This is a genomic window from Rhizobium sophorae (genome assembly GCF_013087515.1).
In the GTDB taxonomy this organism is placed as follows: domain Bacteria; phylum Pseudomonadota; class Alphaproteobacteria; order Rhizobiales; family Rhizobiaceae; genus Rhizobium; species Rhizobium sophorae.
Genome location: NZ_JABFCN010000001.1, coordinates 36594 through 53331, shown reverse-complemented (window position 1 = coordinate 53331; position 16738 = coordinate 36594). Strand labels below are relative to the sequence as shown.

At 63.0% G+C, this 16738-nt stretch carries 14 protein-coding genes; 5 read left to right on the top strand and 9 right to left on the bottom strand.

Translation table 11 applies throughout. The features are described 5' to 3' along the window. Positions 1-212: 212 nt before the first annotated feature. Positions 213-2552, bottom strand: coding sequence for a glucose/quinate/shikimate family membrane-bound PQQ-dependent dehydrogenase (locus tag G9X64_RS00290; protein WP_168312289.1), 2340 nt, complete (start codon positions 2550-2552; stop codon positions 213-215). A 158-nt stretch (positions 2553-2710) separates the two neighbouring features. Then, positions 2711-4213, bottom strand: a complete 1503-nt coding sequence (locus tag G9X64_RS00285; RefSeq protein ID WP_168312288.1) for a protein adenylyltransferase SelO — start codon at positions 4211-4213, stop codon at positions 2711-2713. Positions 4214-4462: 249 nt separating this feature from the next. Here G9X64_RS00285 and G9X64_RS00280 point away from each other — a divergent pair, with 249 nt between their 5' ends. Then, entirely contained in the window at positions 4463-5917 is a 1455-nt protein-coding gene (locus G9X64_RS00280; protein WP_168312287.1) for an MFS transporter, read from the top strand. Positions 5918-5934: 17 nt separating this feature from the next. Here G9X64_RS00280 and G9X64_RS00275 read toward each other — a convergent pair whose 3' ends face one another. Continuing rightward, a complete protein-coding gene (locus tag G9X64_RS00275) occupies positions 5935-6165 on the bottom strand; it encodes a hypothetical protein (protein WP_168312286.1) in 231 nt (76 codons plus the stop codon). Between the two features lie 21 nt (positions 6166-6186). After that, positions 6187-7134 (bottom strand): homocysteine S-methyltransferase family protein, encoded by a 948-nt coding sequence (locus G9X64_RS00270; RefSeq protein ID WP_168312285.1) that lies wholly within the window; start codon positions 7132-7134, stop codon positions 6187-6189. A gap of 219 nt (positions 7135-7353) precedes the next feature. Between G9X64_RS00270 and G9X64_RS00265 the strand changes: the two genes are divergently transcribed. Beyond that, a complete protein-coding gene (locus G9X64_RS00265) occupies positions 7354-7983 on the top strand; it encodes a TetR/AcrR family transcriptional regulator (protein ID WP_168312284.1) in 630 nt (209 codons plus the stop codon). 55 nt (positions 7984-8038) lie between these two features. Here G9X64_RS00265 and G9X64_RS00260 read toward each other — a convergent pair whose 3' ends face one another. Beyond that, entirely contained in the window at positions 8039-8563 is a 525-nt protein-coding gene (locus tag G9X64_RS00260) for a DUF1697 domain-containing protein (protein WP_168312283.1), read from the bottom strand. 41 nt (positions 8564-8604) lie between these two features. Next, positions 8605-10713: a S9 family peptidase gene (locus G9X64_RS00255; protein ID WP_168312282.1), complete on the bottom strand. Its 2109-nt coding sequence runs from the start codon at positions 10711-10713 to the stop codon at positions 8605-8607. 252 nt (positions 10714-10965) lie between these two features. On the opposite strand from G9X64_RS00255, the gene G9X64_RS00250 reads away from it, so the two are divergent. Next, entirely contained in the window at positions 10966-11355 is a 390-nt protein-coding gene (locus G9X64_RS00250; RefSeq protein ID WP_168312281.1) for a DUF930 domain-containing protein, read from the top strand. Positions 11356-11454: 99 nt separating this feature from the next. Further along, on the top strand, positions 11455-12252 hold the full coding sequence (locus G9X64_RS00245; protein WP_168312280.1) for a polysaccharide deacetylase family protein: 798 nt from the start codon (positions 11455-11457) through the stop codon (positions 12250-12252). 217 nt (positions 12253-12469) lie between these two features. On the opposite strand, the gene G9X64_RS00240 is transcribed toward G9X64_RS00245, so the two are convergent. The 3 genes from G9X64_RS00240 to G9X64_RS00230 all read right to left on the bottom strand — a co-directional run bounded on the left by G9X64_RS00240 (position 12470) and on the right by G9X64_RS00230 (position 16089). After that, positions 12470-13762, bottom strand: a complete 1293-nt coding sequence (locus G9X64_RS00240) for an NAD(P)/FAD-dependent oxidoreductase (protein WP_168312279.1) — start codon at positions 13760-13762, stop codon at positions 12470-12472. An 18-nt stretch (positions 13763-13780) separates the two neighbouring features. After that, positions 13781-14947 carry an AI-2E family transporter gene (locus G9X64_RS00235; RefSeq protein ID WP_168312278.1) on the bottom strand — a complete coding sequence of 389 codons (1167 nt, stop codon included), beginning with the start codon at positions 14945-14947 and terminating at the stop codon, positions 13781-13783. Positions 14948-15123: 176 nt separating this feature from the next. After that, positions 15124-16089 (bottom strand): VOC family protein, encoded by a 966-nt coding sequence (locus G9X64_RS00230; RefSeq protein ID WP_171375751.1) that lies wholly within the window; start codon positions 16087-16089, stop codon positions 15124-15126. Positions 16090-16280: 191 nt separating this feature from the next. Here G9X64_RS00230 and G9X64_RS00225 point away from each other — a divergent pair, with 191 nt between their 5' ends. Beyond that, on the top strand, positions 16281-16700 hold the full coding sequence (locus G9X64_RS00225) for a universal stress protein (RefSeq protein WP_168312276.1): 420 nt from the start codon (positions 16281-16283) through the stop codon (positions 16698-16700). Positions 16701-16738: the final 38 nt, after the last annotated feature.

Here is a 16738-nt window from a genome sequence, read left to right as displayed (position 1 = left end):
GAAAGCTGAAGCGGGTTTCCCGCGAGTGTATGCAATCGCTGAGAACAGCCCCTCATCCGCCTGCCGGCACCTTCTCCCCGCGCGCGGGGCGAAGGGACATGCCGCACCGGCTTCCTCCTACCGCGGCGCCGCCTTTGACACGTCCCCTCTCCCCGCGAGCGGGGGTTAGGGTGTGGGGCTGCCATTGGCGCGAACCGAAGAGCCTTGAGCCATCAAGGCAGCGTATAGGCGATCACGTAATCGCCGGGCGTCGTGCCGACCGAGCCGTGGCCGCCGGCGACCATGACGACATATTGTTTGTTGTCATCAGCCGTATAGGTCATCGGCGTCGCCTGGCCGCCGGCGGGAAGCCGCGCCTGCCAGAGCTCTCTGCCGTTCGTCACGTCATAGGCGCGCAGGTAGTTGTCGACCGCGGCCCCCAGGAAGGCAACTCCACCCTTGGTCAGCATCGGCCCGCCGATGCCGGGAACGCCCACCTTGAAGGGCAGGGGCAATGGCGTCATGTCGCGCACGGTGCCGTTCTTGTGCATATAGGCGATCTTGCCGGTGCGCAGATCGACGCCGGCGACATAGCCCCAGGGCGGCGCCTGGCAGGGGATCTGCAGGAGACCGAGGAAGGGACCCATGAAGACGCCGTAGGGCGCGCCGTCATTGCGGTTCAGCCCCTGTTCGCTGCCCTTCTCGTCCTGGCCTCTCGGCGGAATATCGGCAGCCGGCACCAGGCGCGAGGTGAAGGCGAGATAGGTCGGCATGCCGAACATGATCTGCCGCTCCGGATCAACCGCCACCGAGCCCCAGTTGAAGGTGCCGAAATTGCCGGGATAGACGATCGTCCCTTTGAGCGAAGGCGGCGTATAACGGCCCTCATAGTGGTAGCGATGGAAGTCGATGCGGCAGGCGAGCTGGTCGAACAGCGACACGCCCCACATGTCCTTTTCCTTCAGCGGCTCGGGCGAGAAGGTGAGGTCGGAAATCGGCTGCGTCGGCGAGGTGTGGTCGCCGGTGATCGCGCCGCCCGGCGCCGGGACTTCCTTGACCGGTATGATCGGCTCGCCGCTGCGCCGGTCGAGCACATAGAGGTCGCCCTGTTTGGTCGGGCCGACCAGGGCCGGAACCACGGTGCCGTCCTGCTTCGTCAGGTCGATCAGCGCCGGCTGGGCCGGCACGTCCATGTCCCAGAGATCGTGATGCACCGTCTGGCGCACCCAGCGCAACTGCCCGGTGGCGATATCGAGCGCGACGATCGAGGAGGAGAATTTCTCGACATTGTCGCTGCGGCCTATGCCGAGCTGGTCGGGCACCTGGTTGCCGAGCGGAATGTAGACCATGCCGAGTGCCTCGTCGACGCTGAAGACCGACCAGCTGTTCGGCGAGTTGGTCGTATAGGTCTGGCCGTCGGCGAGCGGCGTCGTCACGTCGGGATTACCGGAATCCCAGTTCCAGATGAGCGCGCCGGTGTTGATGTCGAAGGCGCGGATGACGCCGGATTGTTCCTCAGTCGAATAATTGTCGTTCACCGCCCCGCCGACGATGATCTTGCCCGCCACCGCGACCGGCGGCGAGGTGGAGTAATAATAGCCGGCCGGGTTGTAGCGCATGCCGGTTTCCAGATGCAGCACGCCCTGGTCGGCAAAGCTGGTGCAGACCTTCCCGTCCGCGGCATCGAGTGCGATCAGCCGGGCGTCGGAGGTCGGCAGGTAGACACGCTCGGCGCAGGGCTGGCCGGCGGCAACGGCGGGATCGGCATAATAGGTGACGCCGCGGCAGGTCTGATGCTGCCGGTCGGGGTTCATGCCGGAGTTGGCGTCGTATTTCCATTTCTCCTTGCCGGTCTTGGCGTCGAGCGCGATCGCCCAGTTATGCGGAGTGCAGAGATAGAGCGTGTCCTTCACCTTGAGCGGTGTCACCTGATAGGTCGTCTCGCTGATATCCTCCGGCCGCTTGACGTCGCCGGTCTGGTATCGCCACGCTTCCTTGAGGGTGGAGACGTTCTCGGCGGTGATCTGGTCGAGTGGCGAATAGCGCTGGCCGAAGGGCGTGCGGCCATATTGATGCCATTCTCCATCCGGCACGCTGCCGCCGAAGGCGGGGTTGGCGGCGACCGTATCCTTAGGCAGCTCGCCGGCGAGATCATGCGGGTCAGTCGTCATCGAATAAAGGGCAACGAGGATGGCGAGGATGACGGGCACGGCGAGCGGCCAGGGGTTCGCGGCGTAGGTGATGCCCGTCGGGCTGCGCAGGCCGAGCGGCCGGCGGATCCATGGCGTCAGCAGCCAGAGCCCGAGCAGGATGATCATGCCGCCGCGGGGCCCAAGCTGCCACCAGTCGAAGCCGACCTCCCAGATCGCCCAGGCAAGTGCTGCGACGACGAGTACCGCATAGACCCAGAGCGCCACCGCCTTGCGCATCAGAAGCAGCCCGGCGGTAATCAGGAACATCAGCCCGGCGAACAGATAGAAGACGCTGCCGCCGAGCGTAACGAGCCAGAGCCCGCCGCCGCCGAGAGTGAGCCCGATGATGATGAAGAAGATGGAGGTGACGATGATCGCCATAAGGCTGTCTCCCGCTGAGGTTAGCCGGGGTGAAGGATCGGCGGAAAAGTCCCGCCGATCAGCCAGATAGCGCAAAGGAGATGCCTTTCAACGGCCACAATTGCCGCAGGCTGCGATGAGGCTTTCTTGGGCCTTTGCGGTTCGCTAGGGATTTTCGCTCACGTCCCGCAGAAAGTCGCAAGCACCCGTTCGCTGGGCTTCGGCGGCTCCCTATAGGCGGCAAAGCCGGGCTGGTCCTCATAGGGTTTCGAAAGCACGGCGAGCAGCGCCTCGAACAGCGAGAAATCGCCGTTCTCGACGGCGGCCTCGATCGCCTGTTCGACCCGGTGATTACGCGGAATGAAGGCGGGATTGACGCTGCGCATCGCAACGGCGCGCTCACTGGCCGTCTGTGGATCGCGTGAGAGCCGCTCGCGCCACAGCGTAAGCCATGCGCCGCCGGCTTCCGGCTCGCGGAAACTCGCCGCAAATTCAGGCTCTGCGGCATCATCGCCGGCAAGATCCGACAGCCGCCGGAAGGCCAGGGTGAAATCGGCACCCTGCGCCTGCATCAGCGACAGCAGCGCCTGCACCAAGTCGAGATCGCCGTCCTCTTCACTGGCAAGCCCGATCTTATCTCGCATCCCGGCCAGCCAGTGCGCCTGGAACCGTTCGCCGTAACTCTTTATCACCGCATTGGCCTTGTCGACCGCACTGTCGGGTTCGGCGTCGATCAGCGGCAGCAGCGTTTCGCCGAGCCTTGCGAGGTTCCATTGGCCGATGCCGGGCTGGTTGGCATAGGCGTAACGCCCATGCTGGTCGATCGACGAAAAGACGGTCGCCGGATCATAGGCATCCATGAAGGCGCAGGGGCCGAAGTCGATCGTCTCGCCGGAGACGGTCATATTGTCGGTGTTCATCACGCCATGGACGAAACCGACATGCAGCCAGCGAGCAATCAGCGCCGCCTGGCGTTCGGAGACGGCTTCGAAAAGCGCGAGATAGGGGTTCTCGGCCTCTTTCAGCGCGGGATAGTGCCGGTCGATCACATAGTCGGCCAGAGCCCGTACGCCATCGGTGTCGCCCCTGGCCGCGAAGTACTGGAACGTGCCGACGCGGATATGGCTGGCCGCGACGCGGGTGAAGACCGCGCCCGGCAGCACCTCTTCGCGATAGACCGGCTCGCCTGTCGTCACCGCCGCCAGCGCCCGCGTGGCCGGAATGCCGAGCGCAAACATCGCCTCGCTGATGATATATTCGCGCAAGACCGGCCCGATTGCCGCCCGCCCATCGCCGCGGCGCGAAAAAGGCGTTGGCCCGGCGCCCTTCAGCTGGATGTCGTAGCGCTTGCCGCTGCGGTCGATGACCTCGCCGAGAAGGATCGCCCGCCCGTCACCGAGCTGCGGCGAGAAGCCGCCGAACTGATGTCCCGCATAGGCCATCGCCAGCGGTTCGGCTCCTTCGGGAACGAGATTGCCGGAAAAGATCGCCGCGCCGTCGCGGCGCAAGGCCTCGACGTCGAGCCCAAGCTCGGCAGCGAGCGGCTCGTTGAGCTTGATCAGCCAGGGCTCCGCCACTGCGGTCGGCGCTTGGGCCGCAAAGAAGCGCTGCGGCAAGCCGACATAGCTGTTGTCGAACGGAAAGGCCGCGCCGGGCCGGTTTATCTGCAGGGCGGAGGTCATGGTTCATAGGTAGGGCTAGGATGCATGCCGCGCAAGCCGGGGGATGACGACCTTCACGAAGAACAGACCCATGCAAGGAATCGTGACCTGCCTTTACCTCTCGTCAAAGCAGCTTTGCCATAAACGACATAGCGCCGCCATGAACGCAGGCGTATAGCAAATCGTCTCCCCTTGGCTTTGCGCCATGTCATCCCCCGCGGCCCTGCTGCCTTGTGTGCTCCGCCGCGCCACCGCGAGTGATCCCGGACGATGTCGGATCAGATTTACCAGGCGCCGATGGTTCGGCGCGCCACGCCCAATTTCCGGGTGATCGCGATGATTGTCGCGAGTGCGATGCTGATGGAAAATATCGATGCGACCGTGCTTGCGACCGCGCTGCCCACCATGGCGCGCGATTTCGGCGTCAGCGCCCCGGCCATGTCGATCGCCCTGACCTCCTATCTCTTGAGCCTTGCGATCTTCATTCCGGCAAGCGGCCGGATGGCCGACAGTTTCGGCTCCCGCACCGTTTTCCGCTCGGCCATCGCTGTCTTCGTCGTCGGCTCCATCCTTTGCGCCCTGGCGCCGACGCTGTCCTTCCTGGTGCTGGCGCGGCTGCTGCAGGGTATCGGCGGTGCGATGATGATGCCGGTCGGGCGCCTGGTGCTGATGCGCAGCGTCGACCGCAAGGATATGGTCAGCGCCATGTCCTGGCTGCTCGTGCCGGCGCTGATCGGCCCGATCGTCGGCCCGCCGCTCGGCGGCTTCATCGTCACCTATCTCGACTGGCGCTGGATCTTTTATATCAACGTGCCGATCGGCATCATCGGCATGATCTTCGTCTCGATCTACATCGAAGAGGTGAAGGGCAAGGCAAGCGGTCCGTTCGATACGATCGGCTTCATCCTCTCGGGCATCTCGCTCGGCTCGCTGCTCTTCGGCTTTGAAATGTCGAGCCATGAAGGGGAGGGCGCCTTCTCGATCTTCCTGATCGCCATCGGCCTGCTTTTCGGCATCGGCTATCTCAGGCATGCCCGCAAGCACCCGTCGCCGATCATGGATTTCTCGCTGATGAAGGTGCCGAGCTTCGGCACGTCGGTCATCGCCGGTTCGCTGACCCGCATCACGCAAGGGGCGCAGCCCTTCCTGCTGCCGCTGCTCTTCCAGATCGGCTTCGGCCTGTCTGCGGCCGCGGCCGGCCAGATCATCATCGCGACCGCGCTTGGCGCTCTTGCCATGAAGCCGATGGCGAAGTTTGTCTTCCGCCGGCTGGGCTTCCGCAGGAGCCTCATCCTCAACGGCATCCTCGGGACGATTGGCTATGGCCTCTGTGCTGCCTTCCGGCCGGACTGGCCGATGCCGCTGATCTTCGTCGTCCTGGTGCTCAGCGCCTTCTTCCTGTCGTTCCAGTTCACCGCCTATAACACCATTGCCTATGACGAGATCAGCAAGGAGCGGATGAGCTCAGCCACCAGCTTCTACACCACCTTCCAGCAGCTGATGCTGTCGCTCGGCATCTGCATCGGCGCCTTGGCGCTGCACGGCTCTATGGCCTTCAACGGCGCCGAAACGCCGGCCCTTGGCGATTTCTCGGCCGCCTTCATCGTCGTCACAATCATCTCGATCACCGCCACCTTCTGGAACCTGCGCTTCTCGCCGACCGCCGGCGAGGAGATCACCGGCTACAAGGCCAAACGGACGAAAGGCGCCGTCGCCAAAGGCTGACGCCGCCTTTCTTTTCGTCAGAAGCCGATCGGCTCCCGCAGCCGCCTGCGTCGCAAGGGCCGGCCCTCGCGCCGGTCCGCCTCGAGCCCGTAGGTCATCGGGCCGTCGAAGCTCCCGAAGGCGAGATCGCTATCCTGCAGCGCCACCTCCACGGTCGCCTCAGGCTCAGTGCGCCTTTGCCGTCCCGTGATCGCAAGCCACAGATCATGCCAGCGGTGCTCACGCATCATCGTGCCCCCAATCGTCATTCTCTCCTCCCTCTCAGGTCGTTACGCCGCCTGCGGCAGGCATGCCTCGCAAATCGCCGCGACATGGCGCTGGTCGGTGCCGCAGCAGCCGCCAAGCACGCTGAGCGCTGGCATGCGGTCGATGAGCTTGCGGTAGCGGCGGCCGAGATCTTCGGGATCGCCGGCATCCAGCGTCTCGCTATTGTCGAGCTGCTCATGGCTCATGGTCGAGGCATTGGCGCGGATGCCGGATATACGTTTCACCCAGGCGCTTCCGTGATCGAGCGCTGTTTCGAAATGCGTCGGGTGGGCGCAATTGATCATGTAATAGGCCGGCGCCCCGCCGGTCATCGCGTCGGTCGTCTCGATGGCCTCCTGAAGGCTGCGGCCCGTCACCAGCCGGCCATCCGTCTCCAGCGTGAAGGAAATGGCCGAGGGCATGCCGAGCGCCTGTGCCGCCCGCGCCACGCCGATCGCCTCGTCGATATTGGTCAGCGTGAAGGCGCTCACCATATCCGCCTCGGTGCCGGCGAAAGCCCCGATCTGGAAGGCGTGGTAGTCTTCCGCCTCGGCGGCATCCATGACGCCCGCCTTGTAGCCGTCGCCGCGCGGGCCGATCGCGCCGCTGATGACGATCGGCTGCTCCGGCCGCTCATAGGCGCTGCGCAAGCCGACGAGCAGGTCGACCGCTTCCTCGTTGACCGCCTTCAGGGCTTCGCTGGTATAGCCGAGCTTCTGCCCCCAGTCCGGGTTGGCCCGCCATGTGGCGGTATCGAGCACGAAGCCCGTGCCGTGCCGCCGTGCGACGTCGAGATAACGGCGATAGTAATTCCGCATGCGCTGCCGCCCGTCCTCGGAAGCCAGCAATACGAAGGCGGCGAAATGCGGAAGATCGATCCCTTCCTGAAAGATCATCGTCGTTTCCATGCCGCCATCGGTAATGAAGGTGCCGCCTTTGAGCTGCGGTAAACCGTTTCTGTACTTTGCCATTGTTGAAGCCTCTCCCTCGCGACACCCGATTGGCTGCCGTCGATGAGTGATGTTCTGGCGCTTAATTCGCTGCCAAACTAGGCGACTTGCGGTATACTGCCGGCGGTTTTGGTTTTTGCAGATTGATATCAATCGCTTGCTTCAACCGATCTTGCCGGGGGCGGAGGCAGATCTGATCGTGCAACACCGAAAACTGTACCGCCGGTACAGGAGGGGAACATGCGAAAGGGCGAGGAAACGCGGACCCGCATCCTCGATGTGGCCGAAGCGGCGGTCTTGCAGAAGGGTTTCGGCGGCACCTCCATCGAGGAACTGATCGCCGAGACCGGCATCACCAAGAGCGGCTTCTTCTATCACTTCAGGGACAAGAACGAGCTCGCCAAGGCGCTGCTCAACCGCTACATCGAAAATGACGAGCGCATCTACGACGAGATCTTCAGCCGCGCGCGCGAGCTGACCGGCGATCCGCTGCAATCCTTCCTGCTCGGCCTGAAGCTGCTGTCCGAATTGCTCTCCGACCTGCCGAACGGCCATCCCGGCTGCCTCGTGGCGACCGTCTGCTATTACGAGCGGTTGTTCGACCGGGAGATACAGGAGACCAACCGGAATGCGGTGCTTGCCTGGCGGCGCCGTTTCGGCCGCATGCTCCGCGAGATCGTGGAGATCTATCCGCCGCGCGAACCCGTCGACGTCGACCAGCTCGCCGACATGGTGTCCTCCGTCCTGGAAGGCGGGATCGTTTTGTCGAAGACGCTGAAGGAACCGAACACGCTGGCCGAACAGGTGCTGATGCTCCGTACCTTCGTGAAAATGCTCTTCCTGCCGGTGGCGGAGATGCCGAGGGCCTAAAGCAACTCCAGCAAAAGTGGGAAGCGGCTTTGCGTCGGGAATTGCGCTTACAACCTCAGTCGCCGTCCTCCAGCGCCGCCGCCATTTCGGCGAGCTTGCGCACGGTGTTGAGGTTGCGCGATGTTCCAGGCTTCAGCGCCGCCAGTTTCAGCCTTGAGCGGCCGGATCCATTGGGATAGTGCACATAGATTTCCCGGCCGGCGAGTTTCGCCTCCTCGCCGTCGGGGGCCACCATCTTCTCCAGCGCATCGCCGGGCGCCTTCTCGGGCAGGAAATAGACGAGCAGGAAATTCGGCTTGGCGTGGGGAAAGGCTGCGTCGGCGGCAATCTTGTCGAGCTCTTTCCGGCTGCGCACCATCACGCCTGGCCGCTTGCCCATCTTCTTGCCGAGCGCCTCGTCGAGCCGCTCCTCCACCGTCTTTTCCGCCTCATCCGAACGGAAAAGCACGTTGCCGCTCTGGATATAGGTTTTCACATCGGAAAAGCCGAGGCCTTCGCAGATCGCCTTCAACTCGGCCATCGGCAGAGCGCCGGTGCCGCCGACGTTCACCGCGCGAAGGAGGGCGATGTAGACGGGCATTTCGTTGTCTCCCAGAGCTCTGTGATGCCCCACCGCACCTTTCACATCTTGCCGGCAACCTTGATCGCAAACGCATACTCAAACGCGATCTCTTCCAGCCGCTGGAAGCGGCCCGAGGCGCCGCCGTGGCCGGCGTCCATATTGGTCTTGAGCAGGATCGGCGCGCTGCCGGTCGTCTGGTCGCGCAGCTTGGCCACCCACTTGGCCGGCTCCCAATAGGTGACGCGCGGGTCGGTCAGGCCGCCGAGCGCCAGGATCGGCGGGTAGGCTTTTGCGCCGACATTGTCATAGGGCGAGTAGGATGCGATCTGCTCGTATTCTTCCTTGCTGTCGATCGGATTGCCCCATTCCGGCCATTCCGGCGGGGTGAGCGGCAAAGTGTCGTCGAGCATGGTGTTGAGAACGTCGACGAAGGGAACGGCGGCAATGAGACCGGCGAACTTCTCCGGCGCCATGTTGGCAACCGCGCCCATCAGCATGCCGCCGGCCGACCCGCCCTCGGCGATGATCTTCGCGTAAGAGGTGAACTTCTGTTGATTCAGATAATCGGCCGCTGCGACGAAGTCCTTGAAGGTATTCGTCTTCTTGTCCATCTTCCCATCTTCGTACCAGGCAAATCCCTTGTCCTTGCCGCCGCGGATATGGGCAATCGCATAGACGAAGCCGCGATCGGCGAGCGACAGGCAGTTGGTGTTGAAGCCGGCTGGAATGGTGATGCCGTAAGCGCCATAGCCGTAGAGCAGGCAGGGCGCGCTGCCGTCGAGCGGGGTATCCTTGCGATAGAGCAGGGTGACCGGCACCATCTCGCCATCCCAGGCCGGGGCAAAGACGCGGCGGGTGACATAGTCGTCGGGATTGTGGCCGGACGGCACTTCCTGCGTCTTCAACAGCGTGCGCTCGCGCGTCACCATGTTGTAATCGTAGAGCTGTGATGGCGTCGTCATCGAGGAATAGGAGAAGCGGATGATATCGGTGTCGTATTCGGCCGCGCCCTGCAGTCCCAGCGAATAGGCTTCCTCCGCGAAGGCGATCGCATGTTCCTCGCCGGTTGCCCGGTCGCGGATCATGATCTGCGGCAGCCCGTCCTTGCGCTCCAGCCACAGAAGATGGCGGGCATAGGCCATGTGGCTAATGATGAGTGTGCCGGGCTTATGCGGCACCACCTCGCGCCAGTTTTCCTTGCCCGGCTTATCAACCGGCGCTTCCATGATCTTGAAATCCTTGGCGCCGCCGTCATTGGTGAGGATGTAGAAGACGTCGCCGCCCTCGGTCAGCGAATATTCGATGCCTTCCTCGCGCGCCGCCACCAGCTTCGGCTCGGCTGTGAGGTCCTTGGTCGACAGCAGCCGGTATTCGCTGGTCTCGTGGTCGTGAATGTCGATATAGATGAAGTCGTCGAGCAGCGAGCCGCCGACGCCCATGAAGAAGCCGGCATCGGCTTCCTCATAGACCAGCCTGTCTTCGGACTGCGGCCGGCCGAGAATGTGGTGGAACACCTTCGACGGCCGGTGGTTCTCGTCGAGCGCCGAATAGAAGAAGCTCTTGCCATCAGGCGCCCAGACGCCGCCGCCGCCGGTATTCTCGATCCGGTCCTCGAGGTCTTGCCCCGTCGAGAGGTCGCGCACCTGCAGCGTGAAGAATTCCGAACCCTTGTCGTCATAGCCCCAGATGCCGCGGCTGTGGTCGCTGGTATGGTCGAGGCCGGCGAGGCGGAAATAGGCCTTGCCGGCGGCCTCCTTGTCGCCGTCGAGCAGCACCGTGCGGATCGTCTCGTCGGCAACATTGCCATCGCGGGCGATGCGGAAATAACGCGGCTGTTCGCCGCCTGTCACATAGAAGGTGCCGTAGGCATAGGCGCCATCCTTCATCGGCACCGAGCTGTCGTCTTCCTTGATGCGGCCGCGCATTTCGGCAAACAGTGCCTTCTGCAGTGGCTTGGTGTCTTCCATCGCCGCATTCATATAGACGTTTTCGGCTTCGAGATGGCGGCGGATCTCAGGATCGAGGATCGACGGATCCTTGAACATCGCCTGCCAGTTGTCGGCGCGCAGCCACGCATAGTCGTCCGTGCGGGTGATGCCGTGGCGCGTATCGGAGATCGGCTTCTTCGGTGCGGCAGGCGGTGTCGGCAGGCTTTTGAAAACGGACAAGGAATGGCTCCGGTGGGAATGTCGGGTTGGCAAGAGATAGAGGTGCACTGGCCCCGGATCAAGCGGTAAGGGTGCGCCAAGGGTACAGGTGCCCTTCCACAGACAAGGAGGACGCTCAGCCCATTTTGCCTTGATGTCACCACAATATTTAAGAAAGTCCGCTCTCGTCGCGCGAAATTTGCACACGCCAAGCCTCCGGCAAGCTGCCCGGGGCAGGGTGAAGAATGGACAACAGTAAGGGATTTCTCCGCAATGCCGAAACGTCTGGTCCTGTTTCTATCCCTCGCAAGCCTTGCTGCTCCCGCCTTTGCCGTTGATCCCGCCATCAAGAAGCAGCTGGAAAAACTCGATCCCTCGACCCGCCTGGAACAGAGCTGCGACACCGAGGCGATGAGCCGCATCAACAAGGACAGCACCGGCTTCAAGCCCGACAAGGTGATCGCCTACACCTTCAAAGACCCGATCCTCGGCGACAATTCGCTGGACGCGCCGGGCGCTGTCTTCCGCAGCAAAGGCGACTGGTACCATCTCTCCTACAATTGCATCACCGGTCCGCAGCATATCAACGTGCGCGAGCTCAATTACGAGATCGGCGAGAAGGTGCCGCGCGAGAAGTGGAACAAGTATTATCTTTATGATTGATGCTGGCCTGTCCGGGCGGCTGCGGTGACATCCGGCCGCATGGCGCCGGGGGAGAGCCGCCGCTAAAATCGGCAGCTCGAATCATAGAAACCCCATTGTATGAACCGCATCCTGCTCGCTTCGGCGTTCCTTCTCGTCAGCATCCCCGCTGCATTCGCGGACGGAATTCCGTCAGCGCCGCCGGCCACGGCAGTTGTCAGGCCGGCCCCGAAGGCGCCGGCGCCAAGACTCGTCGAGCCGCATCTGCATATCGCGCGTTCCAATGTCGTCGGCCATGCCCGCGTTGCTCTGACCTTCGATGCCTGCATGGGGCAGGCGGACGAGCGCATCCTGTCGACGCTGGTGCGTGAACGCATCCCGGCAACGATCTTTGTCACGGCGCGCTGGCTGAAGCGCAATCCCGCTGCCGTCGCCGTGTTTCTGCAGAACCCCGATCTCTTCGAACTCGAAAACCACGGCCAGAACCATATTCCGGCCGTCAACACGCCGACGCTGATCTATGGCATCGCGTCTGCCGGCTCGCCGCAGGCGGTGCGACAGGAGGTCGAAGGCGGCGCTGCTGCGATGGTCGCGGCCGGCATCCCGGCGCCGCACTGGTTCCGCGGCTCGACAGCCAAATATGATCTTTCCGCCATCGGCGAGATCCGCGCCATGGGCTATCGCATTGCCGGCTATTCCGTAAACGGCGACGGCGGTTCGCTGCTGGGTGCTGTTATCACCGAAAAGCGCATCTCCTCGGCCAAGGACGGCGATGTCGTCCTCTCCCACGTCAACCAGCCGACCCATGCAGCCGGCGAGGGGGTGGCGAAGGCGCTTGTCGATCTCAAAGCCAAGGGAACGGAGTTCGTTCGCTTGCAGGACGTCGAGGATACCGGCGACGATAAGACGACGGAGTGATTGAGGGCGTGCCGTGGGGCACCCACCCTCTGCCCTGCCGGGCATCTCCCCCACAAGGAGGGAGATTGGCTGGGCGCGGTGGCTTCCCTAAACAAGGGGCCGTCACGTGAATCGTCGATTTAGACCAGGGCGAGGCATGGCTTCTTGCCGATCTCCCCTTGTGGGGGAGATGGCCGCCAGACCAGAGGTGTGCCCCACGGCACAGTCAATGTGAGGTTTACCTCAGCTCCTTCCCGGCCCGCGCCATACCCTCTCCAAAACGCGCCAAACCCGGCCCATCCCTGTCGAGCGCAAAATCCTCGAACCAATCCCGTTGCATGCCGGCCAGCATGGCGCCGATCATCTGCGCGGCGAGGTAGGAAAAGGTAATGCCGTTGCCGCCGTAGCCATAGGCAGCAAACACATGCGGCGTCTCCGGGACCGGGCCGATCAGCGGCAGACCGTCGACCGTCTCGCCGAAGGTGCCGCACCAGGCGTGTTCCACCCGCGTATCCGCTTTCGGCCACAGCCGCTTCATCTTCTCCTGGATGGCTATGGTCTTTGCCGGCAGCTTGCGGTCGCGCGCCTCCGCATCAATCGTCTCGTCATCCTCGCCGCCGGCGACGATGCGATTGTCAGCCGTCGTGCGCATGTAAAGATAGGGGTGGCTATCCTCCCAGATCAGCGCCCTGTCGCGCCAGAAATTTGCCGGGTCCTGCGGCACGGTGGCGAGCGCCCAGCTTGAACTCGAGCGGTGCAGCTTCGGCATGTCGAGACCCGGCATCGAATAGCCGGTCGCCAGCACGACATGCCGCGCCTCGATGACCTGGCCTCCATCGGTCTCTGCCGTGATGTGATCGCCTTCGCTGTGAAGCGCGGTCACGGAAGCGTTGACCAGCCGCGCGCCGCGCCGCACCGTCATCTCGATCAAGGCCCAGGTTAGATGCAGCGGATCGCACTCCGCCGAACCCGGCGAATAGATCGCGCCATCCCGGTCGAGCTCGAATTGTGTAAAGAGATCGGGATGTTCGAGATAGACGCCGGGAAGGCCGGCCCGGCGGCGAAGCTGGCGCTCCTCCAAGAGGTCGCGCGCGCCTTCGCGGCCGTCGGCCAGATAGAGCGTGTTGCGCGACCGGAAGCCGCAGGCGATGCCGTTGGCGGCGATCAGCTTGGAAAGGCCGGCGACCGCGGCACCGCTGCGGCGGTAGATCCCGGCCGCGCGCTCGAAGCCGTAATAGTCCTCGAGTTCGGTGAGCGTGCTGTCGATTTCCCATTGCAGCATCGCCGTGCTCGCCGCGGTGCTGCCGAAACCGGGCTCCTCCCGGTCAATGAGCGCCACGGAAAAACCGCGCGCCGTCAAATGTTCGGCAACCAAGGCACCGGTAATGCCGCCGCCGATCACGGCGACGTCGGTGGAAAAGCTCTGCTCGATCGGCCGCCATTCCGGCCTTATGCCGCTTTTTCCCCAGAGAGAACGGCCGCTGACCATCTGGTCGTGATCGGATTCGTTGAGATCGAGATCAGCTGCCACGAACGTTTCCCCGGTTGATTATTTCGGCAATTGCGGCTGCGGCTTTTCCTCAATCAGCAATTCGTCGATAATAGTCATGACGATCAGCGAAAGCGGCAGCGCCAGCATGGCGCCGACGGCACCCCACATCCATGTCCAGAACAGGATGGCGAGGAAGACGACGAAGGGATTGATTTCCAGCCGCCGTCCCATCACCGCCGGGAAGATCAGGTTCTCCATGAGGAGATGCACCGTGAAGAAGGCTGCGGCCGGCATCAGGCCGATGAGGAGGCCATCATGGGTCAGGATGCCGGCGACCGCAACGGCAAGCGTCATCAGTGTGATGCCGAGATAGGGGATGAAGCTCGACAGGAAGGCGAAGAAGCCCCAGAGCACCGGGGCCGACAGCCCGCCGGCATAGGCGATGACAGTCATGACCACGCCGAGCCCGACATAGATCAACGAGGCCGTCGCGAAATAGAAGCCGAGCACCTGCTCGACGGCATTGATGACTCGGATGGCCGCCAGACGCTGCGTGCGGGTGCGGAAGGTCATGATGATCGTCTTGCGCAGGTTGACCCGACCAGCGAGGAAGAACAGCAGCGCCGCAAAGAAGATCATCCCCTGTATCAGGGCCGGCGTCAGGTTAGTCGTCACCACGTGCAGCACGCTGCCGGTGTTTTCGAGCAGCGCACCGATCGACATCGATCCGCTTTCGAATGTCGCCGGCGTGATATGCAGCCATCTGATGCGCTCCAGATAAGGCATCAGGCGGTCTATGGTGCGTTCGGCGAAGGCCGGACCCTCATTGGCAAGTGTCATCAGCGGGTCGGCGAGCGAGTTGATCAGCAGGAAGATCACCAGCGCCACGCTGCTTGATAGCATGAAGGCGTTGGCAAGCCGCGGCACGCCCATCTTGCTGAGCTTTTCTGCCGCCATGCCGAGGATCATGCCGACCACGACGGCCAGCGTGATCGGGATGAGGATCAGCGACATGAAATAGACGGCGGCAAGGAAGAGAATGCCGAAGATGCCGATGATCGCCCAGGCCATGGTGACATCGAGCCCGTCCTTTTCCAGACGGTGCAGCGGGGGGGGCGGCAGATCTTCCGCAGCCTCCTTCAGCGACTGTGCCCAGGCGCTGGTATGGCGTTCGCCGATCGCGATCTTCTTTGCTTGTTTGCGGATGCCATTGGCAATACCCATGCGGTGAGGTCCCCGAAGCCCCATTGCTTCCTCACGGAAACGCGCTGACAGGGTTCCGGTTCCGTGACGGGAATGACCGACCGGTACGCTGCATGCCGCATGTCTTTGCGCCGACGGCATTGCTCCATGGCGTGAGCGCCTGCAACAGATATGGCTGACCTGCAGTAACCTGGAAATTACGCTGAAAGCGTCAGGCCGATGCCCCAGGGATCCCTGAGGAATACGCCGCCGTCGCGCTTCTCGCTTTTGATCTCCAGCGCATCGAGCTTGGAGACCGCCGCATCCAGCGTCGCCTTGTCGTTGAAACGGATCTTGTAGTCCGAAAGCCCGGTCATATTGCCGGCGCGTGCCATGGCACCGCGGCTGTTCCAGATATTGGCGCCGAGATGGTGGTGGTATCCGCCGCTCGCAAAGAAGCTCGCGCCCGGATAACGCGCCATCAGCTTGAGGCCGAGGACATCGCGGTAAAAGGCGTCCGCTTGTGGAATATCGCCGACCTGCAGATGCAGGTGGCCGATCGCCGTCCCTGCAGCCATGCCGTCCCAGCGCTCATCAGGCGCGCTGTTGTAGAGCGCCTGCAGGTCGAGGCGCAGCGTCGCCATCTCCACCATGCCGTCCTCATGGAATTTCCATTGTTCGTGCGGCCGGTCGGCATAGATCTCGATGCCGTTGCCTTCGGGGTCGGAAAGATAGATCGCCTCGCTGACGAGATGGTCCGAGGCGCCCTCGAGCGCGACGTTGTTCTGTGCCGCATAACGCAGCCAGCGTGCGAGTTCGGTCCGGTCCGGCATCAGGAAGGCGGTGTGGAAAAGGCCAGCGGCATTGCGCGGCGCGATCATGGCATTCTTTGCGGTGGTCAGCGTCAGCAAAGGAAGATCGCCGACACCCAGCACTTCGCCGCTGGCCGTCTTCTCGATCACCTTCAGGCCGAGCATCGATTGGTAGAAGCCGGAAACCAGACCGAGGTCGGTGACGACCAGATGCGACTGGTCGATATAGGCGGGCCGCGTCAGCGCATAGGAAGTTTCGGTCGTCATGGATGGGTCTCCTGCCTCTGAATTGGCCTGTAAGATAGAAGGCGTACCGGCGGTGGCGGCAAACATGCCGCCGGTGGCAAGGCCGAGGAAGTTTCGCCGGTTCATTCGCCTCTGATCTCCCCTCGGCTGCCGTACTTGATCGCTATATGGCGCATCCCGATTGTTCACAGAAGACCTGTTTTTGAGGATGAAGCGTTGAGCAGATGTTGACGATGCCTTGCGCCCACTTGATCGCGATCAATGCGCTCATATCTCCATCAGAGGAAACTTATGCATCTCAGTCATGGAGGGAAGCCATGTACAGGAAGATCATCGTAGCGATCGCGCTCGGCGGCATCGACAAGGGAGAAAAAATCCTCCGCAAGGCCGCGTCTCTGCTCGACGCAGGCGGCGAGATCATCGCGCTCAATGTCGTCGAGGATGTGCCGAGTTATGTCGCGATCGAACTGCCGGCCAATATGGTCGAGGACGTCATGAAGGACAGCCGCGGGCAACTGGAAGCTCTGGTCGCCGCAGCCGGTGTTGCGGCAACTGTCGAGATCCGCAACGGCCCGCCCGCCAAAGCGATCATCTCGGCCGCCGAAAGCCACGGCGCAGACCTGATTATCGTCGCCTCGCACGTTCCCGATTTTTCCAACTACTTCATCGGCGCCACCGCCGATCGGGTCGTGCGCCATGCCAAATGCTCGGTGCTGGTCGACCGGCAGAAGGTTTGACTTTACACCCCGCTGCCTGTCACGAAGATTTACCGCCC